This is a genomic window from Brevibacterium antiquum, from assembly GCF_016107655.1.
Classification (GTDB): Bacteria; Actinomycetota; Actinomycetes; order Actinomycetales; family Brevibacteriaceae; genus Brevibacterium; species Brevibacterium antiquum.
Map to the genome: position 1 here is coordinate 1 of NZ_JABASX010000014.1, position 23,839 is coordinate 23,839.

22 protein-coding genes are annotated in these 23,839 nt (G+C 58.8%); 10 read left to right on the forward strand and 12 right to left on the reverse strand.

The features are described from left to right. Window positions 1-642: 642 nt before the first annotated feature. Both JFC13_RS18325 and JFC13_RS18330 read right to left on the reverse strand, forming a co-directional pair. Entirely contained in the window at window positions 643-1,179 is a 537-nt protein-coding gene (locus tag JFC13_RS18325) for a hypothetical protein (RefSeq protein WP_198398470.1), read from the reverse strand. Window positions 1,180-1,618: 439 nt separating this feature from the next. Then, a complete protein-coding gene (locus JFC13_RS18330; RefSeq protein ID WP_269770077.1) occupies window positions 1,619-2,257 on the reverse strand; it encodes a phosphotransferase in 639 nt (212 codons plus the stop codon). Here JFC13_RS18330 and JFC13_RS18335 point away from each other — a divergent pair. Further along, window positions 2,225-3,577: an aspartate aminotransferase family protein gene (locus JFC13_RS18335; RefSeq protein WP_232488791.1), complete on the forward strand. Its 1,353-nt coding sequence runs from the start codon at window positions 2,225-2,227 to the stop codon at window positions 3,575-3,577. The two genes, JFC13_RS18330 and JFC13_RS18335, sit on opposite strands and share 33 nt — an antisense overlap. A gap of 190 nt (window positions 3,578-3,767) precedes the next feature. On the opposite strand, the gene JFC13_RS18340 is transcribed toward JFC13_RS18335, so the two are convergent. Then, entirely contained in the window at window positions 3,768-4,280 is a 513-nt protein-coding gene (locus tag JFC13_RS18340) for an Lrp/AsnC family transcriptional regulator (RefSeq protein WP_198398472.1), read from the reverse strand. Between the two features lie 66 nt (window positions 4,281-4,346). Between JFC13_RS18340 and JFC13_RS18345 the strand changes: the two genes are divergently transcribed. From JFC13_RS18345 to JFC13_RS18360, 5 genes are all read left to right on the forward strand, one after another. Next, a complete protein-coding gene (locus tag JFC13_RS18345) occupies window positions 4,347-4,985 on the forward strand; it encodes a LysE family translocator (RefSeq protein WP_198398473.1) in 639 nt (212 codons plus the stop codon). A gap of 63 nt (window positions 4,986-5,048) precedes the next feature. Continuing rightward, entirely contained in the window at window positions 5,049-5,456 is a 408-nt protein-coding gene (locus tag JFC13_RS19965; RefSeq protein ID WP_332839463.1) for a ketopantoate reductase family protein, read from the forward strand. Beyond that, the gene (locus JFC13_RS19555; RefSeq protein WP_332839464.1) at window positions 5,357-6,028 is read left to right on the forward strand and encodes a ketopantoate reductase family protein; all 672 of its coding nucleotides are present in this window, start codon (window positions 5,357-5,359) and stop codon (window positions 6,026-6,028) included. Before JFC13_RS19965 ends, JFC13_RS19555 begins: the two co-directional genes overlap by 100 nt. Further along, the gene (locus tag JFC13_RS18355) at window positions 6,025-6,984 is read left to right on the forward strand and encodes a PLP-dependent cysteine synthase family protein (RefSeq protein WP_198398474.1); all 960 of its coding nucleotides are present in this window, start codon (window positions 6,025-6,027) and stop codon (window positions 6,982-6,984) included. Before JFC13_RS19555 ends, JFC13_RS18355 begins: the two co-directional genes overlap by 4 nt. A 66-nt stretch (window positions 6,985-7,050) precedes the next feature. Beyond that, complete coding sequence (locus JFC13_RS18360; protein WP_198398475.1) at window positions 7,051-7,581, forward strand: GNAT family N-acetyltransferase; 531 nt, start codon at window positions 7,051-7,053, stop codon at window positions 7,579-7,581. Between the two features lie 295 nt (window positions 7,582-7,876). Here JFC13_RS18360 and JFC13_RS18365 read toward each other — a convergent pair whose 3' ends face one another. Beyond that, window positions 7,877-8,614, reverse strand: a complete 738-nt coding sequence (locus JFC13_RS18365) for an Lrp/AsnC ligand binding domain-containing protein (RefSeq protein WP_198398476.1) — start codon at window positions 8,612-8,614, stop codon at window positions 7,877-7,879. A 385-nt stretch (window positions 8,615-8,999) separates the two neighbouring features. On the opposite strand from JFC13_RS18365, the gene JFC13_RS18370 reads away from it, so the two are divergent. The 3 genes from JFC13_RS18370 to speB all read left to right on the forward strand — a co-directional run bounded on the left by JFC13_RS18370 (window position 9,000) and on the right by speB (window position 12,992). Beyond that, window positions 9,000-10,298, forward strand: coding sequence for an MFS transporter (locus JFC13_RS18370; RefSeq protein ID WP_198398477.1), 1,299 nt, complete (start codon window positions 9,000-9,002; stop codon window positions 10,296-10,298). 94 nt (window positions 10,299-10,392) lie between these two features. Next, window positions 10,393-11,997 (forward strand): thiamine pyrophosphate-binding protein, encoded by a 1,605-nt coding sequence (locus tag JFC13_RS18375; protein ID WP_198398478.1) that lies wholly within the window; start codon window positions 10,393-10,395, stop codon window positions 11,995-11,997. An 11-nt stretch (window positions 11,998-12,008) separates the two neighbouring features. Next, window positions 12,009-12,992, forward strand: coding sequence for an agmatinase (speB, locus tag JFC13_RS18380; RefSeq protein ID WP_198398479.1), 984 nt, complete (start codon window positions 12,009-12,011; stop codon window positions 12,990-12,992). A gap of 1,015 nt (window positions 12,993-14,007) precedes the next feature. On the opposite strand, the gene JFC13_RS18385 is transcribed toward speB, so the two are convergent. The 6 genes from JFC13_RS18385 to JFC13_RS18410 form a co-directional block, all read right to left on the reverse strand. Then, window positions 14,008-14,946, reverse strand: a complete 939-nt coding sequence (locus JFC13_RS18385; protein ID WP_269770078.1) for a carbon-nitrogen hydrolase family protein — start codon at window positions 14,944-14,946, stop codon at window positions 14,008-14,010. Window positions 14,947-15,157: 211 nt separating this feature from the next. Continuing rightward, window positions 15,158-15,928 (reverse strand): amino acid ABC transporter ATP-binding protein, encoded by a 771-nt coding sequence (locus JFC13_RS18390; RefSeq protein WP_198398480.1) that lies wholly within the window; start codon window positions 15,926-15,928, stop codon window positions 15,158-15,160. Continuing rightward, the gene (locus JFC13_RS18395) at window positions 15,925-16,866 is read right to left on the reverse strand and encodes an amino acid ABC transporter permease (RefSeq protein ID WP_198398481.1); all 942 of its coding nucleotides are present in this window, start codon (window positions 16,864-16,866) and stop codon (window positions 15,925-15,927) included. Before JFC13_RS18395 ends, JFC13_RS18390 begins: the two co-directional genes overlap by 4 nt. Before the next feature lie 43 nt (window positions 16,867-16,909). Further along, window positions 16,910-17,860, reverse strand: a complete 951-nt coding sequence (locus JFC13_RS18400; protein WP_198398482.1) for an ABC transporter substrate-binding protein — start codon at window positions 17,858-17,860, stop codon at window positions 16,910-16,912. 36 nt (window positions 17,861-17,896) lie between these two features. Next, on the reverse strand, window positions 17,897-18,685 hold the full coding sequence (locus tag JFC13_RS18405) for a carbon-nitrogen hydrolase family protein (protein WP_198398483.1): 789 nt from the start codon (window positions 18,683-18,685) through the stop codon (window positions 17,897-17,899). A gap of 18 nt (window positions 18,686-18,703) precedes the next feature. Continuing rightward, window positions 18,704-19,669 carry a type 2 periplasmic-binding domain-containing protein gene (locus tag JFC13_RS18410; RefSeq protein WP_198398484.1) on the reverse strand — a complete coding sequence of 322 codons (966 nt, stop codon included), beginning with the start codon at window positions 19,667-19,669 and terminating at the stop codon, window positions 18,704-18,706. Window positions 19,670-19,776: 107 nt separating this feature from the next. On the opposite strand from JFC13_RS18410, the gene JFC13_RS18415 reads away from it, so the two are divergent. Next, window positions 19,777-21,117: an aminotransferase-like domain-containing protein gene (locus tag JFC13_RS18415; protein WP_198398485.1), complete on the forward strand. Its 1,341-nt coding sequence runs from the start codon at window positions 19,777-19,779 to the stop codon at window positions 21,115-21,117. 1,166 nt (window positions 21,118-22,283) lie between these two features. Here the strand turns inward: JFC13_RS18415 and JFC13_RS18420 are convergent. Then, window positions 22,284-22,928 (reverse strand): hypothetical protein, encoded by a 645-nt coding sequence (locus JFC13_RS18420; protein WP_198398486.1) that lies wholly within the window; start codon window positions 22,926-22,928, stop codon window positions 22,284-22,286. A 411-nt stretch (window positions 22,929-23,339) separates the two neighbouring features. After that, complete coding sequence (locus JFC13_RS18425; RefSeq protein WP_198398487.1) at window positions 23,340-23,831, reverse strand: hypothetical protein; 492 nt, start codon at window positions 23,829-23,831, stop codon at window positions 23,340-23,342. Between the last annotated feature and the right edge of the window lie 8 nt (window positions 23,832-23,839).

Below are 23,839 nucleotides of genomic sequence, written 5' to 3' on the forward strand. Positions count from 1 at the left end.
TCCCGTCGTCTCGGAGCAGCAGCACGAAAAGGTCGTCGAAGCGATCAAGAAGGGCGAGGCACAGACTCAAGACGATATACGTCGAGTGATCAAAGAGACCGAAGCCGGAGTTGGCTCCGGATCGCCAGCCCAGAGATCGGCTGAATGAGCCGCTGCCTGACAACTACTCCACCGGGAGCTCTTGCTTTGTCAGCTGCCCGATAGTGATTCGTGCTTCCCTGCCCTGCAGTTCAAATGCATGGAGCCCATGGATTCTTCCAGTTCCAACTTAGTCATCGTCGTCGGTGACGGCTCTAACACCTCAATTGCTGCTCTACGCGAAGTTGTATCGCTGGCGGATTCGACGGACCGATGGTGTGGTCGGTCACTGCGTGGTCGGCCTCCGCCCCGACCACGCACGCTTCGAAAGCGCAGCTGGTCGGTGCGTAGACGGAACAATCACGGCGACTTTCAGCTCCTCGGTGTCCCTGTCTTCTGGCCGACGCGCCTCGGCTGCCCCATGCATGCCGGAGGACCAGCGATTTGAGTGTGCGCGGAACACCACCGTGAACCAAAGCTGCGGTGCGGACTGGCCCTCGATCATGGTGAGATGAATTCCACGTCATCTGCGACGGGGAGCCGCTCGTTTCATCAGCGTCGCTCTCAGTCTTGCCACTTTGTGCAAGTCATCGAGCCAGACAACACGGCGGACCCCACCTCGGTCCCATCGAATGACACGCTGTTCTCTCCATAGTGGATGCCGTTCGGTCCTTTCGACTTGTAGGGGCGGCCGTGGCCGGTCTTAACCATCACAAACTCCGTCTTTTCAACTTTGATCAGAGGGACCTCATTGTTTGTCTTGCCGATGATATGGCGAATGCTACCGGGTTCCCCGGAACAGTACACATCTGTGGGTTCGATGGCCACTTTTTCCGAATCAGTGCTGAGCGTTACCTTTGACCCCTTAGCTGCATCCGAGGGCTTGGAATCCGACGCCGATTCGGTCGGAACTTCTGTCCGCTCCGCCTCGGAGGAGTCGGAGTTCCCGCCAGCCTCCCCAGTCGGGGCCGGACTCTGAGCCTGTGTGCTCTCGGCTTCGGAGGTGGCCTTCTCGGCGGCCCGGTTGTTAGCGGAATCAGCGCATCCACTCATAGACAGAAGGCCAATGACTGCAAGTGTTGAGATCGATTTGAAATGCATACTGCAATTATCGTGCTGCCGCTCCTGGGCGAAGACCAAAAGGGGCCTCAACGGACGTGGCGTTGCGCACACGCCATGGGCTGCCGTCGCTGAGCCAGTGTGATGTCGTCGGCACCATCTAATCCGGATGCTCCGCCCTCAGAAGCTTGCCTCATTCAAATCTCTGTCAACAGTCTTGATCGAGTCGCAGAAGGGCTGAGCGCCGCGCCGACAATGTAAGACTGGCGGCAAACCGCACAATGTCAGCAGTTGCTGCGGAGGCCAAACGTCGAGCAAAGTGCCAAGACTGAGAGCTGCCTGATTCTGGCCGCCAACATTGCAATGCGCCCACAGGCCCAAATTCAACGTTATCTTGACTGCTCGTATGGCCGACTCGGTCACCTATCCCTGTCATGGCACAACGGCCAAGGCCTCACGCAACTGCGGGGAAGACTGTGACTTAGTGGCCTAGAATTCGCCTCAGTTCTCGGCGCAGCGCATCGGCGTCTACACAAAGAAATTCACGCAGGACCCGTTCCGTCCCTTTGGACCGCGACAGCGCATAGCCGCCGCGTTCACTCTGCCCACGCGCAGTCCATACGGCAAGGTTGACAGCCAGCCGACCGATTGCGGCTTCGAGCAGCAGGTCGATCTCCTCGGCCTGCAAGTCAATTGAGCTGCCCCAGCCTTCAGCAACCTGAATAAACGCCTCGACTGGTTGAGCTGCCCCCCTGCTTGCGTAGGCTGCCGGCACCGCCAGCTCGGCGATTCGTGGGCCCCAGACCATGTCTCCGAAGTCGAGGACTCCGGTCACTGCTTCTTCGCTAGCATCGACGAGGAGATTCGCGTCATGCAGATCGTGGTGGACGACACCATGAGGAAGTTCATCCATTCGACCGTCACAGGCGCAGAGAAAACGCGTCCTCGACTCGTCAAGTATTGACCACAACTGTGGGTCTTCAACGCGGCTCATTGCATTGCTGAGAGTATCGACGGTGCGCCTGAGTTCCCAGACATGAGACACAGCAATGGGCGGTTGCGGCCATACGAGTAAGGAGAAATGAGAATGAGCGATACACAACGCCCCGCTTCGGTTCATATGGCGAATGGCTTCGACCCAGCGAGTTCTGTCGATTTGGATCCTGATACTGCCTCATTGCTGCACCGTCGAGATCGCGTCCTCGGACCCTCTTACCGTCTCTTCTATCGCGAACCGGTCGCAATTGAGAGCGCAGAGGGTGTCTGGCTTCGTGGAATCGATGGACGCGAGTATCTCGACGCGTACAATAATGTTCCCGTTATCGGACACAGTCATCCTGCGGTGACCGCTGCCGTGTCTAAACAGCTAGCGACGCTCAACACCCATACCCGCTATCTCACCGAGCCGATCATCGACTATTCCGAGAGATTGTTGGCGAAATTCCCCGAGGAACTCGACCGTGTGACCTATGCCTGCACCGGTAGCGAAGCAATTGATTTGGCGATTCGTACCGCTCGTTATCAGACCGGCAATCAGGGACTGATCATTTCGGAACATGCTTATCACGGGACTACCGTCGCGGCAGCTGGGATCTCACCGTCGTTGGGCCCCAACAACCCTCTCGGAGAGCACGTCGTCACAATTCCATCAATCGATGCCGCTCGTACTCCGGAAGCCGAGATAGCCACCAAGTTTGCCGCTTCGGTTGAGTCAGCGATCGCCGAGCTCAATGGGCGCGGCGTGGGTGTTGCAGCAATCATCATGGACTCCATTTTATCGAGTGATGGAGTACAGCCTGACCCGCAAGGATTCCTGTCACCTGTCCTCGATATCGTCCACACAGCCGGAGGGATGTATATTGCGGATGAGGTGCAACCGAGCTTCGGCCGAACTGGTACCTGGTGGGGCTTTGAGAGGCACACCATCGTGCCGGATCTGGTCGTGCTTGGTAAACCAATGGGCAACGGCGTTCCGATTTCTGCACTCGTCGGCAACTCCACGACGCAGGAAAAATTCGGATCATCGGTCCGCTATTTCAACACGTTTGGAGGCAATCCCGTGAGCATCTCGGCAGCAGCCGCGGTCCTTGAGGTGATCGAACAGCAACAGCTCGTCTCTCACGCCGCACATATGGGAGAGGTCATGCTGTCAGGATTAGCTGAGATTGCTAAGCAGCATGATCGAGTGATCAGCGCCCGTGGCGCTGGGCTCTTCCTCGCGCTGGAGTTCGGTGCCGATGGCAGCGAGCGCACACCCGATGCCGATCTCGCGTCACGGGTTGTCAACAGTATGCGCGACAGAGGAATACTGATCAGTGCTTCCGGTCCGAGCGCGTCCGCACTCAAAATCCGGCCACCTCTGCCGTTCGACGCGAAAAACGCGGAATATCTCCTCGAAAATCTCGAAGGCGTACTCGCGTACGAGGTGAAGCAGTATTGAATCCACTGGGATGGGCAGCGAGTGCACTCGTGACTGGCTTGTATTGACTCGTGTGGTCAGTGACGTGGTTGGCCGGCTGGCGAATGCCCCTTGAGCGAATAGCCCACGAGGATTGCCTCACCCGTGGGGCGACGGGCCCTCATGCCAAGCTGCACATAGCCTCCTCAGGTATGCGTCCTGTGTCTGTGTCTCAGACGTCTGCGTTCACTTCGGGGTGGTGGCGCAACGGGGCAACCCAAGGTTCGCCGAAAATCAGCTGGGTACGGCAATGGGCGACCTGGGGCAGTGCGAGGAGCTTGTCGATGACGAGGGTCTGCAATTCGGAGCTGTTTGCCACGGCGACGTGAACGAGATAGTCCTCGCTGCCGCTGACGTTGTACAACGCGAGCGTTTCGGGCAGCGCGAGAGACTTCTGCACGAAGTCATTCGCGGTGTCGCGGGAATGCGGCCGAATCTGGATGCCGAGGAATGCCTGCTCTCCCTTGCCAAGCAGGCTGGGAAGGACGTGGGCCCGGGTTCCGACGATGGTGCCGTTGCGGCGCATCCGCCTGATTCTCTCCAGACATGTGCTCGCGGCTACGCCGACCTGAGCAGCTATGTTCTTGTTCGGCATAGTGGCATCGACCTGCAGTAATTCAAGAATAGCCCAGTCTACCGAATCCAGTTCGGGCAAATTGGAAGATTTTGTCAATGATGTGCTCATGACCACATTCTAACGAATCCAGAACATACTCTGGATCTAAAGCACAGTAGCGGATCGGAGGCACGAGTGGGAGCTGAGTCATGGGCGATGTTCGTCCTCGCGTTGTTGGTGGCGCTGGCGGTACCTGGCCCAGACCTGGTCCTGGTGGTGCACTCAGCCACCCGCGGCGTGCGGGAAGGCACCACGACGGCGGCAGGCATTGTGAGCGGGCTGCTGCTGCACGCGCTGCTCGCCGTAGCGGGAGCCACTGCACTGCTGGTCTCCGCTCCGGGCGCGCTCGTCGTGGTCCAGGTGATCGGAGCCTGCATCCTCCTGTGGTTGGGCGCGAACATGCTGTGGTCCGCCCGCAGCACCGATACTGACGCCACGCAGAGCACTGGCCATCGAACTCGGAGCGGATACATGCGCGGGTTCGTCACGAACGCGACCAATCCGAAGGCTCTGCTGTTCTTTGCCGCGATCCTGCCGCAGTTCATCGGACACGGCGACGACGCCAAGGCGTGGACGCTGATACTGTGCGCGACCGTCGTCGTCGGTGCCGGGGTGTGGTGGGCCGCTGCGATCGCCATAGTCAGGCTGTTCGGCTTCCACCGCTCTCAGACCGCAGACCGGATCATCACCCTCCTCGGTGGTACCGCGTTGATGCTCATCGGTGCTGGACTCTTGGTCGCCACCGTGTATGTGCGCACTGTTCCTGGTGCATGACCTAACTGTTTCCCCGCTTGTCAACGAGGCACCGGTACGGTGCCTACGAAAGGAAGAAAATAGATGACGAGTATCCTCATCGTCGGAGCCGGAGCAACTGGCGGAGCCCTCGGGGCACGGCTGACAGCCACGGGGCAGGAAGTGACATTCCTCGTCCGCGAGCGTCGTGCCGCTCAGCTCACCTCAGAGGGCCTTCGATTCCGAGCCCCCGACGCCGAAGCTGTGCACACGGTACGAGTAGTGACAAGCCTGGAGGGGACAGACCCGTTCGACCTCGTGGTCATCACCGTCAAGGCACCAGCCCTGGCAGCCATCATCCCACCGTCAAGGCACCAGCCCTGGCAGCCATCATCCCGACGCTCACGCCTGCGATCGGGCCGGCTACGCGTCTCCTACCGCTGCTCAACGGCATGGCCCACATCGACGCGCTGGAACAAGCGTTCCCCAGGCAGGTGCTCGGCGGGATCGTGAAGATCGTCGCGACTCTCGACGACGATGCGACCGTGGTGCAGATGACGCCGTTGTGCAGCCTCACCGTCGGAGGGATGCACAGCGGCGCGGTGCCTGAAGAGATCGCCCGGGCTCTCGATGTAGACGGCATTGCACTAGAGGTCACCGATAGCATCCCCTCACGCCTATGGGAGAAGTGGGCGTTCATCGCCGCTGCCGGTGTCATCACCTGCCTGTTTCGCGGCACCATCGGTGACATTCTCGCCGCCGGAGGTGAGGCGACGATCGTTGAGGCTATCGACGAATGTGAACGCATCGCGGCCGCCGCGGGCCACACGGTCACCGAGGCCGGGCACGCTCAGTCGCTGGCGCTACTGACCGAGGCAGGCTCGGCCTTCACCTCATCGCTCTACCGCGACCTCCACCACGGTGATCCTGTGGAGGCAGAACACATCATCGGCGACCTCGCCGCCAGAGCGGCAGACCTCCAGGTACCTACACCGCTGCTGGATGCTGCTCTGCTTCAGCTGCGCACTCACCACCAGGCGCGGCTCCGAACCCAGGAAGCATCCGAAGGAAAGGCCACCGCATGAGCGAGGGAATCCTCGACTCATCGCTGTCGACCATCGGCGACACACCTCTCCTGCGGCTGCGGCACGCAGTGCCGGAAGGGTCGGCGCAGGTGCTCGTGAAAATGGAGGCAGGCAATCCCACCGGCAGTTATAAGGACCGGATGGCATTGGCCATCATCGAAGAGGCCGAGCGCAGCGGAGCTCTCCGCCCAGGCCAACGCGTCGTGGAGTACTCCGGGGGAAGCACGGGCTCGTTTCTGGCCTATGTGTGCGCGGTCAAGGGATATCCGTGCACCATCGTCAGCTCGGACACCTTCTCCGAGGAGAAACTGGCGACTATGCGGGCATTCGGTGCTGAGGTTGTCATCGTACCGAGTGAAAATGGGCTGATCACGCCGGGCCTGTTTGACGAGATGCGCAAGGCGCTGCACAGAATCATGAGCGACCATGACGCTTACTGGACCGATCAGTTCCACAATGCTGATGCACTCATCGGATACGACGTCCTCGGCCGGGAGCTGCTTCGCCAAACTCAGCACGACAACGTCGAGATCGATGCCTTCTGCGCCGCCGTCGGAACCGCCGGCATGCTCGCAGGAGTGTCCCGAACCCTGAAAGAGCACCTCCCCGGCATCGATGTCACGGCCTTGGAACCGACGACGTCACCCATGCTCAGCACCGGCCGTGCCGGCCCGCACCACGTCGAGGGAATCGCCACGGGAATCGTCCCACCGCTGCTGCTTGCGGATCTGTACGACCGGGCGTTGACCGTCGATGAAGTCATCGCCAGAGAACTGGCCATCACCTTGGCCCGCACGGAGGGGATCTTCGCGGGGACGTCCAGCGCCGTCAACATCACGGGCGCGCTCGACCTGGCGAAGGAGCTCGGACCAGGTCATACAGTGGCAACCGTTGTTTGCGACACTGGATTGAAATATCTGACAGGTGACTTGTACGGGTTCGGTTCCGATCATTAGTCAAAGTGCACCGACCCGGGCACGCACTCCTCAACATTCCGACTGACCAACAGAAGGATATCCAGCATGGGCATGAGCTTCCGACGAGCCGAGCCACGCGACACTGCAGCGGCGCAGGCGGCCTACCGGAGAATCGTCGACCATCTCGCCGAGACCGTGGATTTTCCCCACTGGCATACCGAGGGCCATCCCACGCCGGCGGAAGTCACCGGGTGGGTTGAGGCTGGTGACCTGTACCTGGCGGTTGATCCCGACGGGACTATCGCCGGGGTCGTTGTGCTCAATCATGACGTTGTGGACGCGTATCAAGAGGCGGGCTGGGCGATCGTGGCGGAGCCGAATGAGGTGCTCGTCGTCCACGCGCTCGGTGTCACACCTGGTTATCTCGGGCGGGGCGTAGCCCGGTTCCTCGTCGACGCGTCAATTCAGGTAGCACGAGAACAGAACTGCCGTGCCGTGCGTCTGGACACCTACGTTGAGAACGTCCCCGCCCGAAAGCTCTACGAGCGCTGCGGATTTACCGATCTAGGCTGCCACGCGGTTTGCTACGAGGGCACCGACCTGAACGAGTTCCACCTGTTCGAGTACGTTCTTTAGGGCCCGTCTCCTTTGTTGACGATTCGATCCCAGACAGGCTGAATCGGTGACTACAGACGAAAGACTCGTTCTCACCGATGCTCGGTGGTCTCGTATCGTACCGCTGCTGCCGCGTCCGACTCGGTGTTGGTGGGTACACTGAGGTTTTTGTCGACCACGGCACGGGCCGGATTTGCCAGCACCACGTGTTCCTTGGCCTGGACGGACTTCCTGCGGTCGAAAGTTGCGTTTTTCCCTTTTCACAGAGGCATCGTATCGGTGGATTGATGCCACAAGAGGCACAGGGCAATTCAAGTCAGATCAGTCGTGAAAAGTCTTCCTTGACGGTATCGAGGTGGATCCAAGAATCGACCTGGCGGACATCGGACCGGGCACGCAGTTCTTCGACCAGGTCAAGCAGCCGACTTGGAGAATCGGCGACCAAAGTCGCGATGATGTCGAAACGACCGATGGTCTCGACTGCGAAGTCGACGTTCGGGCTTGATGCAAATAATGACATGACGGAGTCCGCCGAGGAACTCATCCGCAGTCCGACCCCCATAGCGAGTTGTCTTTCTGACGATCCACGGCTCTCGACCGTACCGAATCGAATGATGTTGGCGTCTGTGAGACGCCGAACCCGCGCCCGGACAGCTGACGGCGACAACAGCACCTCCTCGGCAATGGCTTGAAAAGGCAATCTGCCATCGTCGATCAGGAGCCGAATGATCTCCCGGTCGAGGTCGTCGATGGGTTTTGCGCCGGCAGCGCCGAGTGGGCCCCACGCGTGGTGCAGATAGATCGCAGAGTCGATTGAGAGGACATCGGGTCGTGCGCGCAGTTCGACGAGGCGAGATTGCAGGGCTCTGGTGCTCGATTCGCGGAGTTCTGCGACGAGATCGTATTCTCCGGCGACCAGTGAGGCAAAGACGACGTCAGGTAGCTGGCACAGCCATCTCGCTGTCCGCCTCGCGGGACCGCTGACTCGCAGCGAGACATTGCCAATGATCTCGTGACCCAGCAGGGACGGGTTCATCGCGGTGCTGACTCGCACGGATCGAGAATCCAACAGCTCGTGCAGCCGGTGCGACACCATTGACCTCGGCGTGTCAATCTCTTCAGCGATCGCCGAGATGCTGGCGCGGGGCCGACTCTTCAGAATCGAGATGATCATTCTGCCCAGATCAGGTGAGGATGACGAGAGAAAAACAGAATTCGGCATTCGACCCTTCCGATGAACAATTTCGCACCGATATTGATGCTACGGGAGTAGGAATCTACTGATTTGATCCAAACTGATCCCAGATAGTTCGGATTGAGCCACTATATCCTACGGAACTGTATTGCCCAGCTGTTGCGATCGCCCTAGCCTGAAATCACTCGGCAGAGTCGCCGAGGTCCGGCCGACGGCGGTCGTTTCTGCCAAGGAGAGGTCAGTCATGACAATCAGTCAGGGCACTGTTGAGTTCAGCCATCGACGAGCACTGCGCGCGGGGGTGGCGTCATTTGCGGGTACGACGATCGAGTTCTACGACTTCTATGTCTTCGCAACTGCTGCGGCGCTCGTGTTCGGGCCGCTCTTCTTCCCCGAATCCGATCCGATCATCGGAGTGATGTTCTCGTTCGCCACCTATGCCACCGGGTTCTTCGTGCGCCCCTTGGGCGGGATCATCTTCGGACACATCGGCGATCGCTACGGCCGTCGTCGATCCCTGATCATCACTCTGCTTCTCATGGGTGTGGGCACCGTATTGGTCGGATTGCTGCCCACCCATGAGCAGATCGGGATTCTGGCTCCGATCCTGCTGATCGTGCTACGCATTGCACAGGGGCTGGCCATCGGTGGTGAATGGGGAGGAGCCGTTCTCATGTCGGTTGAGAACGCTCCTGAGAAATTCAAATCTTTCTATGGGGCGTTTCCGCAGCTGGGCAATCCGATGGGGGCGCTGCTGTCGTCTGGAATATTCGCGTTGATCTCGGCTGTTCCTGATGATTTTATGATGAACGGCGGATGGCGGATCCCGTTCCTGCTCTCCGCGGTCCTCATCGCGGTCGGATTCTGGATACGCGCCAAAGTCGAAGAGACGCCCGTCTTCGAACAGACTTCCGCAAAGGACGTGACGATCGAACTGCCTCTCCTCTCTGCGATTCGGCACGGTCGCATAGCCATGCTCGTCGGCATCGGGCTCATCCCCGTATCCACCGGCGGCTACTACATCCTCACCACATTCGCCACGGCTTATGGCGTCTCGTCCGACGTGAGCCTCGACGAGACGCTAATCCTCAATGTTCTGACTTTTGCAGCGTTCACCGATTTGGTGGTCACGCTCCTCGTCGGTTGGGGTTCAGACCGCATGGGCAGGAAACGGATGTTCGCTCTCTCGCTTGTTTCGACAGCGGTTCTCGTTGCGCCTATGTTTCTGCTCATGGGCCGCACACCGGATTGGGTGCTGTTCCCTCTGTTCGCTCTCGTGCGTTTGACGCTGATGGGCACGTGGGCACCCCTGTCGACACTGATGGCTCAAATGTTCGAGCCTTCCTATCGGCAGACAAGTCTCTCACTGTCCTATGGGATCGGAAATGCAATCTGGGCCGGTCTGTCGCCCGTCGTGGCTACGGGTCTCTATGCGGCGACGAACTCCATCTGGAGCGTGATCGCCCTCTTTGGTTTCATGACCGTGGTCAGTCTCATCAGCCTGTACTTCGCTCGCCAGATCAAGGACACGGCAATTGGCTGAGGTGGCCGACACGGCCGAATCCTCAGCCACTGAAAATCGACTCGCATCACTGACAGTAAGAAGACTGTCTCTGCCAAACGAGTAAGGAGCAACAATGAAATTCGGGGAAGCAGTCACAGCACTGCTGGGTCACTTCGACACTCGCTGCGTATTCGGTATTCCCGGAGTCCATACGATCGAGCTCTATCGTGGCCTGGACGATTACGGCATACGACTTTTCACGCCTCGGCATGAACAGGGAGCCGGATTCATGGCCGATGCCTACGCCCGTGCCACGGGGCGTCCAGGCACCTGCCTTCTGGTCACAGGACCAGGAGTCCTCAACGCGCTGACCCCGATCGCTCAAGCCTGGCACGACTCGGTGCCTGTGCTCGTCATCGCCTCAACAGCCGGGGACGCGGAAGGAAGACGGAGCCCGGGCGGGCTTCACGACACTCCGGACATCGCGAGAACGCTTGAACCATACACAATGTTCAGCCGTACAGTGACTTCGATCGATGAATTCGCCGATTTCCTCATGGAGGCCCACTCTCGGTGGAACTCCGAACGCCCACGTCCAGTCTTCATCGGAATCCCCTACCAGCTGCTCTCCACCGAGGTCGATTTACCGGAGGCACGAGACTTGCCTGATGAGCCGGAGCCCACAACTTCTACCGAAGTGGTCTCTGAGTTCCTGGACATGGTGAGTCGATCGGAGACGCCTTTACTCATCGCCGGCGGTGGATGCAACGGGCACGCGGACAGGCTGATCGCATTCGCTGAGAGGCTCGATGCCCCGATCGTGCTGACAGGCAATGCCAAACATCTCGTCGCCGCGGATCATCCCCTCAACCTCGGCGTTTCACTGCCTTTCGCCCCCACCCGCGAGCTCGTGACGGCCGCCGACCTGACCGTGGCCATCGGTACCGAACTGTCCGAGGTCGAGTACCTCTTCTCCGGTGCCGATCCGGTGCTGAGTCGAAGCAATGTCCGAATCGACATTGAAAGGAAGCCCTCGGCACGAAGTGATCTGTCGATCATCGCCGATGCCGGCGAATTCCTTAAAGCAGTCGTCGACAACACCGACGCTGAAACAGCTGGGGATCGGTCTAGCTCCGGTCGGAAACGTGCCGCTGCTGTGCGATCGAACCTATTCGCGGAACGGATGGACGATGCCTATGCGCCCTGGGTGGGGGCGATCGAATCGGCACTTCCTGCGGGCGTGATGATTGCCGCAGACTCGGCGCAGTTGGCCTATCAGTCGCAACATTACCTCTCACTCCCCCACAATTCACTGTGGATGGCCCCCTACGGCCTCGGAACACTCGGAGTCAGCGTTCCCATGGCGAACGGCGCCGCGGTTGCAGCACCTGAGAGACCGGTCCTCGCACTGACAGGCGACGGAAGCTCGCTCTTCACCATCGCAGAGCTGGCCACAGCGGCGGACCTGGAAAGACAGATGACTGTGGTGATCTGGAACAACCTGGGATACAAAGAGATCGAACAAGCCTTCATCGCCCACAGCGTCAGCCCAACGGGTGTGAGCACATCCGCGCGCGATTACTGCCAGATCGCGAAAGGCCTGGGTGGCGAAGCCGAATCAGTGCATACTCCCGAAGCATTGTCGGATGCACTGCGAAGGGCTTTCGCATCCTCGACTCTACGAGTCATCGTCGTCGAAGCTCCTACCACCCTGACTGTTAACAGCACCACGAGATGAAAGGCCGCACTATGTCACCGATTCAGAGTCACCCCACCACAGAGAACAACGACGGACAACCCATCATGCAACAGTTCGACTTTGCTGCGAACCCGCGCTACTCCACTCCACCGACTTTCGCAGGTCTGTCCACTCTCAACGATGTCGGAGACTATGACGTGGGCGTCATCGGCATTCCGTTTGACACAGGCGTGACCTTCCGCCCAGGTGCCCGCTTCGGCCCGGAAGCGATCAGGGCAGCCAGCCGACTGATCCGCCCCTACCACGTCGAAATGGACTCGTTCCCTTTCGCACACCACCAAGTCGCCGATCTGGGCAACATTCCAGTCACTCCGTTCGACATCTCAACTGCAGTCACACAGATGCGACGAGGATTGGACGAAGCCTCAGAACGAAGCCAACGCCTCGTCGTGCTCGGGGGCGATCACACGATCGCCTACCCATCACTGCAGTCTCTGTACCGGCTCCACGGCCCCCTGTCGGTTATTCACTTCGACGCACATCTTGATACGTGGGGCCCTTATTTCGGCGCCGATATCCATCACGGAACTCCCTTCCGGAAGGCTTTCCAGGACGGTCTGCTTGATCCAGAAGGATGTCTCCACATTGGAACTCGGGGATCGGTCTACGGACCTGGAGATCAGACTGATGATGACTCGTGCGGGTTCGAACGAATCAGGGCCAGCGATTTCATCGGAAACGGCTTGAACTCCATCGTCGAACAAGTCAGGTCGAGAGCCGCCGAGCGCCCGATCTACATATCGATCGATATTGATGTGCTCGACCCTGCTTTCGCACCAGGCACAGGGACACCGGAACCAGGCGGGCTCGCCAGTCGCGAACTATTCCACCTACTGAGAGGAATCAACGATCTCAACATCGTCGGCGCAGACATCGTCGAAGTGGCTCCAGCGTATGACCATGCCGACGTCACGGCCCTTGCGGCAGCGCATCTCACCTACGAAATACTCAGCATCTGGGGAACCAGACACTGAAGCAATCCGTCGACGTCATAAGCCGCTATGTCAGGCGTATCGATACCGTGCGCTCTCCAAGCCAGGACCTAATCGGTCGGCTCAAAGCAGCAACACTGGACGCCGACGGTCTCCCGTCACTGCAGCCACACTTCTTCCAAGATGCGCTTTGGTCCTTGTTCTCCGGAATCGACGCAGTGATCGCGCGAGTGTATTGCCTGTGGACACCTTGCTGCGGACGACGCGGAATGAGTCGACACGGGCACATCTCGAACAACTTCATTTCTTGAGGCGCCCTGCCGAAATTGCCACCCTAGAGCTTGACGCAAGATAGGAGCACCACCCTCCAACTTCGACTCAACGGGTGTCGTGGCCGAGATCGCTGCTACAGGGCCCGGCGCACTCATCCGGGGTGGTTCGAGAATACGACTGCCAGTCTTGGCTCGCCATCACGATGGGTCATGCACCGGCAGAGCTGAGTCTGTCACCGTCCATGTCATAGTCGCCGTCACGATCTCGACCTCGGCTGCTCAGGGCCGCAAGCATCATCACAACTGCTCACGACGCTGATGGATGTCTCTGACGGTATCCCGACCATCTGCTTGCGGCCCTGAAGAATCAGCGGCGAAGATCGACACTGCCTTCCTGGAGCTGAACTCGTCCAAGCTGGCCGGTCGGGTTCTGCGAGCACAGACGGCAAACGATTTTACCCAAGAGAGCTGCGTTTGCTGCTGGTTTAGCAGTTCCACGATCAACGATACTGCCGACAATCAGGGACTCGATTCCGAGGGTGAGAGTTTCAAGAGCGCGTGGGAAGCGACGAAAGACCAAGTCTTGCCTTCTACAGACGCGATCAAGGACACCACAACCGAGTTCGTTGCAGTCATCGACACCAGTGCCTTCGCCGTCACCCTCCCGCCATGGCAGCTGCGAGTCTGCCCACGATTCGTCTAACTCGCAATCTGAAAGTACCAGGCCTGCGGCCCGGCGAGTTTCCGTGACATCAGAGAACAATGCCAATCTCACGGTCTTTGAGTTAGCTGTTGAACACTGTTCCGTTGTTCGGGCGGGTGTTGACTCGTAGCTCGAAGATATCCGGGCGGCTGTAGTGTCCGTTGACGTCAAGGTCGAAATGGCTTCGGGTGCGGTCTTCTAAGTCGATGTCGGCGTAAAGAATGGTCTCCTTTTCGTAGACCGGGCCAGCAAGGATGTTGCCGAGCGGGTCTATGATGACGCTGCCGCCGCGGATGAGCCAATCATTATTGCCAACCTGAGACGGAAACTCGGTTCCCTCGGGGTAGGCCGACTTCGGCAACGCCTGGCAGGCCGAGAGTACGAAGTTTCGACCCTCGAGTGCGATGTGGGTCATGGAAGATTGCCAGACGGAACGATCATCGACTGTAGGGGCGCAGTAGAGATCGACGCCCTGGGCGTACATCGCCTGACGAAGCAGCGGCATGTAGTTCTCCCAGCAAATGGCAGTGCCGACTCGGCCAGCTGCGGTGTCAGCGACATCGAGCGTGGACCCATCACCGAAGCCCCAGATGAGCCGCTCGCTTGCGGTGGGCATGAGTTTTCGGTGGTTACCGACTATCCCGTTATCCGGATCAATGAGCACTGCGGTGCAGTAGAGGGTGTTACCGAGCCGCTCAATCATGCCGATGACGACAAAGACACCTGCGTCAGAGGCAGCGATCTCGAGCGTCTCGACCTCCGGTCCGTCGAGGCTGATCGCGGCTTCAAAGTATTCACGAAATTCTTCTCGACCCACATCGGTACGGGCGCCAACGACTGTGTCGAAGGACCGTCCTTTGGGATATCCGCCGATGAAGGCTTCGGGGAAGACAGCGACCTTCGCACCGCTCGCGCCAGCCTGCCGGATTAGCTTCTCGGCCTTAGTGATCGTTGCGGGGGTGTCTGCGATCACCGGACAGGTCTGTACGACAGCGACCTTACTCATATTGTGTTTCTCCATGTTCTTCTCGGTGACGTTCCCGGACCGTCTGCAGCCGGGTTTCTGCGGTGGCGACAGTGAGCGATATGTGTTCCAACAGCTGCGCTGACTCGTGTTCGGCTTGCCGTTGTTGGAATAGAAGTACGGCGTGGATTCGCAAGGACACGGGTTTTCCGGAAGTCCGTGTCCTTGGTCAAGGCAACTGCTCCCATAGTGCCATAGCGAGACTGGATCAAACTGGTAGGAACCGTTTAAGGAACTCGCGGGTGCGCTCGTGTTTCGGACTCTCGAGCACATTCTCGGGGGCTCCTTGCTCGATGATATGTCCGCCGTCCATGAATATGACGGTATCAGCGGCTTGCCGAGCAAAACTGATCTCGTGGGTCACCACGATCATGGTGTGTCCTGCGTCGGCCAGGCCGCGCATGGTTGCGAGGACTTCGCCGACCAGTTCCGGGTCGAGAGCGCTAGTGGGCTCGTCGAAGAGCAACAGGTCAGGGTTGATAGCAAGGGCTCGGGCGATGGCGACGCGTTGCTGTTGGCCGCCGGAGAGTTGTCGCGGGTAGCTCGTTTCCCTGTCATCCAGGCCGACCTGGCGGAGCAGGTCACGTGCGCGGGTGACCGCTTTGTCGCGGGGCACCCGGTGTAGTCGCACTGGTACCTCGATGAGGTTTTCCATCACAGTCATGTGCTGGAACAGGTTGAATTGCTGAAAGACCATGCCAACTTTGCGCCGTTGTCTGGCGATGGTTGCGTCTTTGGCGCGGTAGAGGTCGCCCTTTTTGGTCTCGAATCCGATTTGGACGCCATTGACGGCGATGGATCCGGTCTCCATGTCTTCGAGGTGGTTGATACAGCGCAGCAACGTGGACTTCCCAGACCCGGATGGTCCAAGGATGACGACGACTTCGCCCTTGTGCACATCGAAGCTGACGCCTTTGAGAACCTCGAGGTCGCCGAAGTTCTTGTGAACGTTGCTCGCGGTGACGACGGTGTCACTCATTTCTCCGGTCCTTTCGTACGTGCTTGCGAATGGTCAGCAGCCTGGGCTCCGCCCGGTTTGCGGCGATGCTTGCTGGTAAGTTTGCGCAGAAGCGCGGGAAGGCCCTGTTCGCTATTGTGTCCTCGTGCGTAGTGGTCCTCGATGAAGGACTGGGCAACATTAAGGATCGAGGTCACTATCAGGTACCAGATCACTGCAACCAGGAGCAGCGGGATGGTCTCGAATGTGCGGTTGTAGACCGACTGCACGGTATAAAGCAGGTCGGACATCGCGATCACGGATACTTGTGAGGTGGCCTTTACGATGTTGATGAGCTGGTTGCCTGTCGGGGGGATGATCGATCGCATCGCTTGGGGTAGCACGACCCGGATGAGGGACTGCCCCGAGGACATGCCGTAGGCGCGGGCGGCTTCGCGCTGTCCGGGATCGACCGAGAGCAGGCCGCCACGAATCACCTCAGCCATGTAAGCCGCCTCGTTGAGCGCGAGCCCGAGTAGCGCCGCAGTCAGAGGAGTGATGAGATCGTTGGTCGACCAGATAATCAGCTGGGGCCCGCCGAAGGGGATGCCGATGCTGATCTGGGGCAGCAGGGCGGCCATGTTGAACCAGAAGATGAGTTGAACTAGCAGCGGGGTACCGCGGAAGAACCAGATGTACACGCCCGCGGCGGCGTTCAACAGCCCGTTGTGGGACATACGGGCGACAGCTAGGACCACGCCGAGTACAGTGCCCAAGACCATCGAGACGAACGCCAGCCAAAGGGTCGTCCAGAGTGCCTTGATGATGGACGGCGCGTTGAACCAGGCCCAGACGGTGCCCCACTCGAAGTTGGGATTGGTGAAGAGGAACTGGGCTAGCCATACAATGACCAGGAACACGATGATGCGTGCGACCCATTGGCCCCACCGGATGTGCGTACGTGCGTCGGCGACGTCCATATGAAGTCGTGGGGTGAAAGATGCTTGGGTGTCCGATCTCATGTCAGCTCACCGCCATGTTCATGTCGGGAGCCTCGATCATGTTGTCCTTCAGATTCCACTTGGCCATGATTGCTTCGTAGGTGCCATTTTCGAAAAGCACTTGCAGGCTGTCCCGGAGCAGAGGCGCAAGCTCGGAGTCCTTTTCGACCACAGCACCCTGGTAAAGGGTGTCGAAGCCGTTGGCTTGACCGGTTCCTGCGAGCTCGAGCTTGCCGTTCGCCTCCTCAACGAAGTACGTCAGTGGTGCCTGCGAACTGAAGAAGCCGTCGGCACGACCGGATTGAACGGCGAGGATCGCCTGGGGTTGATCCTTGAATGTCATTACCTCGACGGCCGGATTTCCGGAATCCATGCAGGTCGTGGACTGCTCTTTGATCACCCTTTCGGCCGAACCGCCGGCCATTACCGAGATCTTCGTCCCGCAAGTGCTCTCCAAGTCGGTGATGTTCTTCGGGTTGCCAGCGGGCACGGCGAAGACCACGAACTCCTGCACGAAGTCGACGAAGTCGTTCTCCGTCTGCCGCTCCTTGAAATCGCCGATCGGCCCGAACCCCATGTGATACCGGCCAGCGGATATGCCGGTGAGGATTGATGGTAGGCCGTCGACGGTCCGGTGGTCGATTTCGACTCCCCACAGCTGACCGAGGGCGGTGAGCAGATCAGCGCTGGCACCGCTATGGGAACCATCCGATCCGATGATCTCGTAGGGCGGAAACGATCCAGAGTTTGCTGCTATCAGTGAGCCGGATTCCAGCACTTCTTGGGGCAGGCGTTCATGCAACTCCTCGTTCTGCTCCATTGTGGGGACCTCGGCCACTGGCCCGGTCTCGTCGGTCTGTGGGACTTGATCAGGGTCGTGGGCGGCGCAGCCGGTGAGTGCTATCAGCGTAGTGAGTGTGGCCGCCGATATCTTCGTATATCGGCCGGAACAGCGTCTCTGAGCAATGTGCATTGTGATCTCCTTCGATCTTGTTGAGGTTGCTCCGCATCAGGCGATAAGCACCGGGTCGGCAAAGCGACGGTTGGCAAGGACTGGAAGAGAGGTCCTGACCCGTTGGATCCGTTCCAAGTCCACTTCGGCAAGGATTGACTGTTCGCACTCAGCAGCCGAGGCCTCCACGACACCGAGGGGATCGACGGCCATGCTTAGTCCGCAGTTTCGGGGGCCGCATTCTCCGGAGGCAAGAATATAGACCGTGTTCTCGAGCGCCCGAGCCGTGATCATTGTGCGCCAGTGGTGTTCTTTTAGCGGTCCGCGCACCCATGCGGCGGGTAACAGGATCACGTCGGCACCCGCAACGGCCAGAGCTCGCGAGGCTTCGGGGAATCTGATGTCGTAGCAGGTCAGCATCCCGAAGGTAATGCCGTCGAGGTCGAAGACACCAGGCATCTGATGTCCAGGTGCGATTCGATCGGACTCTTTTAGGCTGAATGCGTCGTATAGATGGAGCTTGTCGTAGGAATGGATGAGCTGTCCGCGATCGCAGACGATGCCCAGATTCGATGTGCGTCGGTCTCCGGCCTGCACGTGCACGGTGGCTGCGATCGCGACACCACGCTCGGACAGTTCGCGCACCCGTGTGATGAAGGGACCATCGACCGGTTGCGCACCGGCCACAGTGATATCCGGGTCGTCCGGGTCGCGGGAGATCACACCCTCCGGCAGCAGCAGGAGCCGCGCCCCCTGTGCGACGGCTTGGTCTACAGCTGCTTCGATGGTGCGCAGATTGGTTTCGGGATCGCGCTCGACTGTGAATTGATGGATGAGGATCTTCATGGTGTTTCTGTACTTTCTCTAGGCGGCGTTTGGGATATCGAGAGGAAACAGCGTGTCGATAGGGACCACCGCGTCGAGGAGTCCCTGGATGACGGACTCGCGCACGAACTCAGCCAGCATATTTCGCTGCGATGCCAGGCCGGGGCGGTCCCATCCTTCGGGAAGGGTCTGTGCCTCGTCCCAGAAGTCGACGGCGGTCCACGCTGTAGTCTCCGCGTACTTGTGTCGCTTCTGCGTCCATTGGCGTTTGGACTCGTTGAGGATCCGGGATACGGCGAGCTGCGCTTCGGCCGGCACAAACTTTTTAAACGCGAGAATATGGTGTCCCGGTACGAATCCACGCGCAGCAGCCCATTTCTGCTCCGCGACGCGGACGTCCCGGTAGAGCGGGCGGAACCGAGAAGATTTCGTATAGAAGCCCGGTGGCATGAAGGGCGTGAGCACCGCATCGAGCTCACCGTCACTCAAACGGTCGATCATCGGTTTACCTGTGATCGCCTCAATTCGTCCGGGAACACCGTGCTCGCCGAGTCGGTCAGTCTCAGGGTGATCGGCGGTGAGCCTACCTGCGCACCAGCGTGCGCTAGTGATGTTCAGTCCGGCGTCGGCGAGTGCCGCCCGTGTCCAAACGTTGCCAGAATCGGGCCAACCTGTGATGCCGATCTTGCCGCCGACGAGTTGGCTCGGTGATTCGATGTTGGAATCGGTGGCGACGATGATGCACCGATGCCGGAATCCCTGCATCAGCAGATGAGGCAACGCGACCATCGCATCGTTGCCGTTGGCGACGGCCTGAACGTATTTGCTCAGCGACGCTTCTGCCCCGACGTATGTGTCCGAGTGGGGCAGGTCGACGACAGTATTCAGTGGATCGATTCGTAGGGAGTATCCGAGCGCTGCCAATTCCGAAGCGCCGATCTCGCCGTTCGCCCACGGTGTGAGCCAGTCCCAATCACGGAGAGCGACTCGTATCTCTTCAGCCATATGTGCTCCTAGTTGTCAGGCCCTCCGACGGGCCTGGTGATACAAACAACTCTATGTTCAGCATCATCGGGCCACAATAGGTCTATTGTGACTGTACAATGATGGACATGAGTCCGAGCTTCTCTGCGACCGCCCTGGCTGCGCTTCTGCCCGACCCACCCGGGATCTCAGCGCATTCGATCGCTTCTGATCTAACGCTCTTGATCAGGCGTGGCGAGATCCCCATCGGTGCGAAGCTTCCACCTGTACGAGCACTCGCCCAGGAACTCTGGGTGAGTCCCGGCACGGTCTCTTCTGCGTGGAAGACGCTCAAAGGCCGTGGTGTGCTCGAGGGGCAAGGGCGAGCGGGTGTGACGGTGGTGAAGCTGCCAGATACTCCGCGCCCAGAGCGATACGAGGCGAACCGCCCATACGCGCCGGAAGTTCGGCTGGACCTCGGAGCATCGAGTCCAGACCCGGCCCTCCTGCCGAGTCTGAAAAGTGCACTTTCTCACCTTCCCGAGTACAAACTGAACTCCTATGAACGAGATCGGATCGTTCCGAATCTGCAGGCAGCGGCTACGGATGATTGGCCATACTCGCCTCGATCGATGATGGCCGTGAACGGAGGATACGACGGACTCCGTTTGATCCTGCAGACCTTCGTGAGCACAGGCGACTGGGTGCTCGTGGAGAATCCCACCCCGCCCCGGGTCCTCGATCTCGTCCACGCAGCTGGTGCGCGCATGCAATTCCTGCCGCGCGACGCGGAAGGGGTGATTCCAGAGGCCCTAGAGGCAGCACTCGATCTCCAACCTGCTGCCATCATCCTGCAACCAGGCATTCACAACCCGATCGGGACAGTGATGTCTAAGAGGCGCAGTGAAGAGCTGGTCGTGGTGCTCAATCGCTCTTCCGTGCTTGTCATTGAAGACGACGGAGCGGGGGCACTCTTCGCCGGGGCGGTCAACCCGCTAGCGAGCAGACTCTCATGTCCTCACCTCTACGTCCGGTCGTATTCCAAGTCTCACGGGCCCGATCTTCGGTTAGCCGTGATCGAAGGTCCTGACGAGACCGTCACGAAAGTACATGCCTTCTTCGGCTACGGCGCAGGCTGGGTCAGCAGGGCGCTGCAGGAAGCTCTGGCGTGGCTACTTCGAGACGATGATACCCGCGCTCTCATCCGACAGGCACGGGACATCTACGATCATCGACGCGCAGCGCTTTCCGACGCCCTGTGTGCCGCGGGGGTGAGTTTCACCCCGGGGTATGGCTTGGACCTCCTCATCCCGGTACGCGACGAGGGGTATGCTCAGGGAGTGCTTGCTGCTCACGGTATTTTGATTTCCCGAGGCTCCAACTTCACACCTGACCGGCATCACGCAGCCTGGATCCGCGTCGCGACCTCCGTCCTCTCGGTCGACAGCGCCGAAGAAATCGCGCGGCTGATCACGCAGGCTGCGCATTGACTGGTTGACCTCTGATGGAGGACGGCTAGCATGTCCAGCTCCAGCTTGCCTGCTGTACAAGCTCGCTTCTTGAAGCTCGGTCCGCGGGCTGCTCGATACCGCAAAACTGATGTCGAAGGGCGGCTTAACGATCGAACGAAGGTCCGAATCGCATGATCGAACGTTCATCACGCGGGTGAGATTACAGGCACACATAAATTGAACTCGCGACCGGATTGAAGTATCTCAGCAGCATAGGGGTCTCGGTTGCTCTCTGTCTTCGAGAAGGACACAAACGTGACTCACATTTCACCTTACGAAACTACGAATAGCAAAAAGTACCGTGTCCGTCCTGACTTGCACAGGTGACTAGTGATTTCAGGGTGGTGCTGAATGTTTATGCTGGTAAGCGGTCTGCGGTTCCTGTTTTTGGGTAACTAAATTCGACACTAAAATGGGGTCATGAGCCCATTCGTGCGTAAAGTGCCCACCGCCTCGGGCGCCACTGCCGTGCAGATCGCGGACAAAACAGACGGACGCTACCGCATCGCATTCGGACCTTTTCGACGACGATTTGGACCAGGCTTCAGAGGCCTTGGATGCTCATAGATCAGAACAGTTAAGAATGAAATGTGGGCGAATGAGCCAATTAGGTCGGTTCGATTCGAGACTCTGAGATTCTCACCAGGCAACTTATCAAACGTTCAAATGTGGGCCCAGAGGGACTTGAATTCTTTCTACGTCCCAGGTGACGGGGTTGAGCCTTGAATTCTAGGGTCACAGTCATCACATTAGCACCGCTTTAAACAGGTGGTTTTGAAGGAATTGTGGGCAAATTGTGGGCAGATCGACCCACTACCGTGGAGTGCCTTTCAGAACGAACACAACCTGCCCAGTTGGACCACAATCGTCGACCAATATAGAGAGCATTCTCGCAGACTCAGATCGAGGCAAAAATCACTCACGCGGTGGAGGATGAAGGAGCGTATCGACGAACGCAAAGCTGAGCTCGCCGGGCAGGATTGGCTAGGTACAGCAAGGGATCTTCACGGCGTAGTGAACCAATGGGAAAGCCCTTTCTCGATCCGTCAGCTGGTGTCTACTTGCACAGACTGGAGGTCACTTTTGCATCAGTCCCACTTCTTCGACCTATGGGTTTGTTTGCTACCGGCCTAAGCATCGGGTGCCTAGGTGGGGATCAACTGACGGTGCCAAAGCGTTTCTAGCAGTTCGAAAGCAATTTGGCGGACATAGGGCAAAATGGGATCCTGCTCGACAGGGCGCTCACCGAATTGATCGCCTACGCTGAACCCGATGCTTTTGCTTCGAGACAAAGCTTCCAACTTTGGTTTCGTTTGCGGATCCACGTGCGCACCTCCAACTGAGTTCGCAAGAAATAGGACCAGATCTTTTCGGCTGTACTTGGTGTGAGTAGAATCCCGCAAGACCATCATTTTCCACCAGGCCTCAAACTTCAGCGCCCTCAGCCCTGACTTCGGCCGTGGACCGTCGTAGAAAACGGGCTGGTAAGTGAACTCCGCAGCGCCACTTTTCAGCGTCATCAGACGATAAGAAACCAGAGGAGTTAGGGGCATCAAGTTACGTTCGTTGACCGGGCCAGCAGTATCCAGGAAGAGGACTCGATCCTTAAGATCCAACTGGCTGAGAAGGGAGCGCGACATCGTCGTGTCATGGAGAAGCACGCGTATCGAAACGGCTAGGCGTTTGGCCTCGTGCAACCGTCCGCTATCGTATCGCTGCGCAGAGTCCTTGAGCCATTCAATCTGCTCTTCAAGCAGAGATTGAAGCTGTGCGACCGTTTTCTGTGGCATGTACTGATTATGCCTCGGTAGCAACTGAAAAACTCCAAAGCAGCACCGCAGGCCAGGAGTCGAAATCAACTACTTCGACAACGAGTCGCCCGGACCGCGCCCACATCACCTGCGGATACGATCGCGAAGCGATCCCGAGCCAGCTGGCAGGGAATGGATGACGTACCCAGCAATGGCCTTCACGCCGACTTAAACCGATGTGAAGACTCTTTGCTGTTGGACGAGTCACATCTATCGGCCCATGTTCAATCGATCTTCGATCACAAGTTCAAGGCGCTTGATCCAGCATAGGTTCAATGGAGATGCATTTGGCGGTCAGTGCTCCGTGTGTTGATACGAAAGAGTCCCTACCCCTATCTATGCGCCGATTTTCGGTGCAGTTGACAAGGGTAGGGACTGGTCCGGTGTTCCTCAGCCGTTATTCTCCATCACGTTGAGGATCTTCTTGCTGGCCAGAGCGCGGATGACCTCCAGCTCATTGTCGGCTTCGATGATCTCAACGTTGCCCGTAGGTCGTGGAGTATCGGTGTTTGGCGAGAACTGAGTGCTGGCGACGATGAGCGGGATCTCCTCGTGCTTCCAGTCGATGATTCCGAAGTCATCCTTGAAACGGGAGAGCAGAATCTCTTCGTCGCGCTGTTCCAGATGCTTCTGACCGTTCTCGGCAAGGTAGCCGCCGTAGATGAGTTCGGTGACGACCGGAATGACCGAGTCCTCGATCAGGGAGATGCGAGCTTTGAGAGCCTCGGTGTCATCGAGGTTGGAATAGCCGTCGATGACGAAGTCGAGGACCTCGGAGGCAGTATCGCACCCGTGGTACTCGTTCTCATTGGTTTCCTTGTCGCGGGTGATGACGACGAAGGGAAGTGCGGTCAGGTCGGTGTCGTTGTCAATGATCGTCATGGTGTGTC

Excerpts from the sequence above, each read along its gene's own strand:
- JFC13_RS18330 (WP_269770077.1), bottom strand. The coding sequence starts at position 2,257 with ATGAACCGAAGCGGGGCGTTGTGTATCGCTCATTCTCATTTCTCCTTA.
- JFC13_RS18405 (WP_198398483.1), bottom strand. The coding sequence starts at position 18,685 with ATGAAGATCCTCATCCATCAATTCACAGTCGAGCGCGATCCCGAAACC.
- JFC13_RS18385 (WP_269770078.1), bottom strand. The coding sequence starts at position 14,946 with ATGGAGAAACACAATATGAGTAAGGTCGCTGTCGTACAGACCTGTCCG.
- JFC13_RS18335 (WP_232488791.1), top strand. The coding sequence starts at position 2,225 with ATGAGCGATACACAACGCCCCGCTTCGGTTCATATGGCGAATGGCTTC.
- JFC13_RS18360 (WP_198398475.1), top strand. The coding sequence starts at position 7,051 with ATGGGCATGAGCTTCCGACGAGCCGAGCCACGCGACACTGCAGCGGCG.
- JFC13_RS18400 (WP_198398482.1), bottom strand. The coding sequence starts at position 17,860 with ATGCACATTGCTCAGAGACGCTGTTCCGGCCGATATACGAAGATATCG.
- JFC13_RS18355 (WP_198398474.1), top strand. The coding sequence starts at position 6,025 with ATGAGCGAGGGAATCCTCGACTCATCGCTGTCGACCATCGGCGACACA.
- JFC13_RS18370 (WP_198398477.1), top strand. The coding sequence starts at position 9,000 with ATGACAATCAGTCAGGGCACTGTTGAGTTCAGCCATCGACGAGCACTG.
- JFC13_RS18325 (WP_198398470.1), bottom strand. The coding sequence starts at position 1,179 with ATGCATTTCAAATCGATCTCAACACTTGCAGTCATTGGCCTTCTGTCT.
- JFC13_RS18390 (WP_198398480.1), bottom strand. The coding sequence starts at position 15,928 with ATGAGTGACACCGTCGTCACCGCGAGCAACGTTCACAAGAACTTCGGC.
- JFC13_RS19965 (WP_332839463.1), top strand. The coding sequence starts at position 5,049 with ATGACGAGTATCCTCATCGTCGGAGCCGGAGCAACTGGCGGAGCCCTC.
- JFC13_RS18375 (WP_198398478.1), top strand. The coding sequence starts at position 10,393 with ATGAAATTCGGGGAAGCAGTCACAGCACTGCTGGGTCACTTCGACACT.
- speB (WP_198398479.1), top strand. The coding sequence starts at position 12,009 with ATGTCACCGATTCAGAGTCACCCCACCACAGAGAACAACGACGGACAA.
- JFC13_RS18410 (WP_198398484.1), bottom strand. The coding sequence starts at position 19,669 with ATGGCTGAAGAGATACGAGTCGCTCTCCGTGATTGGGACTGGCTCACA.
- JFC13_RS18420 (WP_198398486.1), bottom strand. The coding sequence starts at position 22,928 with ATGCCACAGAAAACGGTCGCACAGCTTCAATCTCTGCTTGAAGAGCAG.
- JFC13_RS18415 (WP_198398485.1), top strand. The coding sequence starts at position 19,777 with ATGAGTCCGAGCTTCTCTGCGACCGCCCTGGCTGCGCTTCTGCCCGAC.
- JFC13_RS18395 (WP_198398481.1), bottom strand. The coding sequence starts at position 16,866 with ATGGACGTCGCCGACGCACGTACGCACATCCGGTGGGGCCAATGGGTC.
- JFC13_RS18425 (WP_198398487.1), bottom strand. The coding sequence starts at position 23,831 with ATGACGATCATTGACAACGACACCGACCTGACCGCACTTCCCTTCGTC.
- JFC13_RS18340 (WP_198398472.1), bottom strand. The coding sequence starts at position 4,280 with ATGAGCACATCATTGACAAAATCTTCCAATTTGCCCGAACTGGATTCG.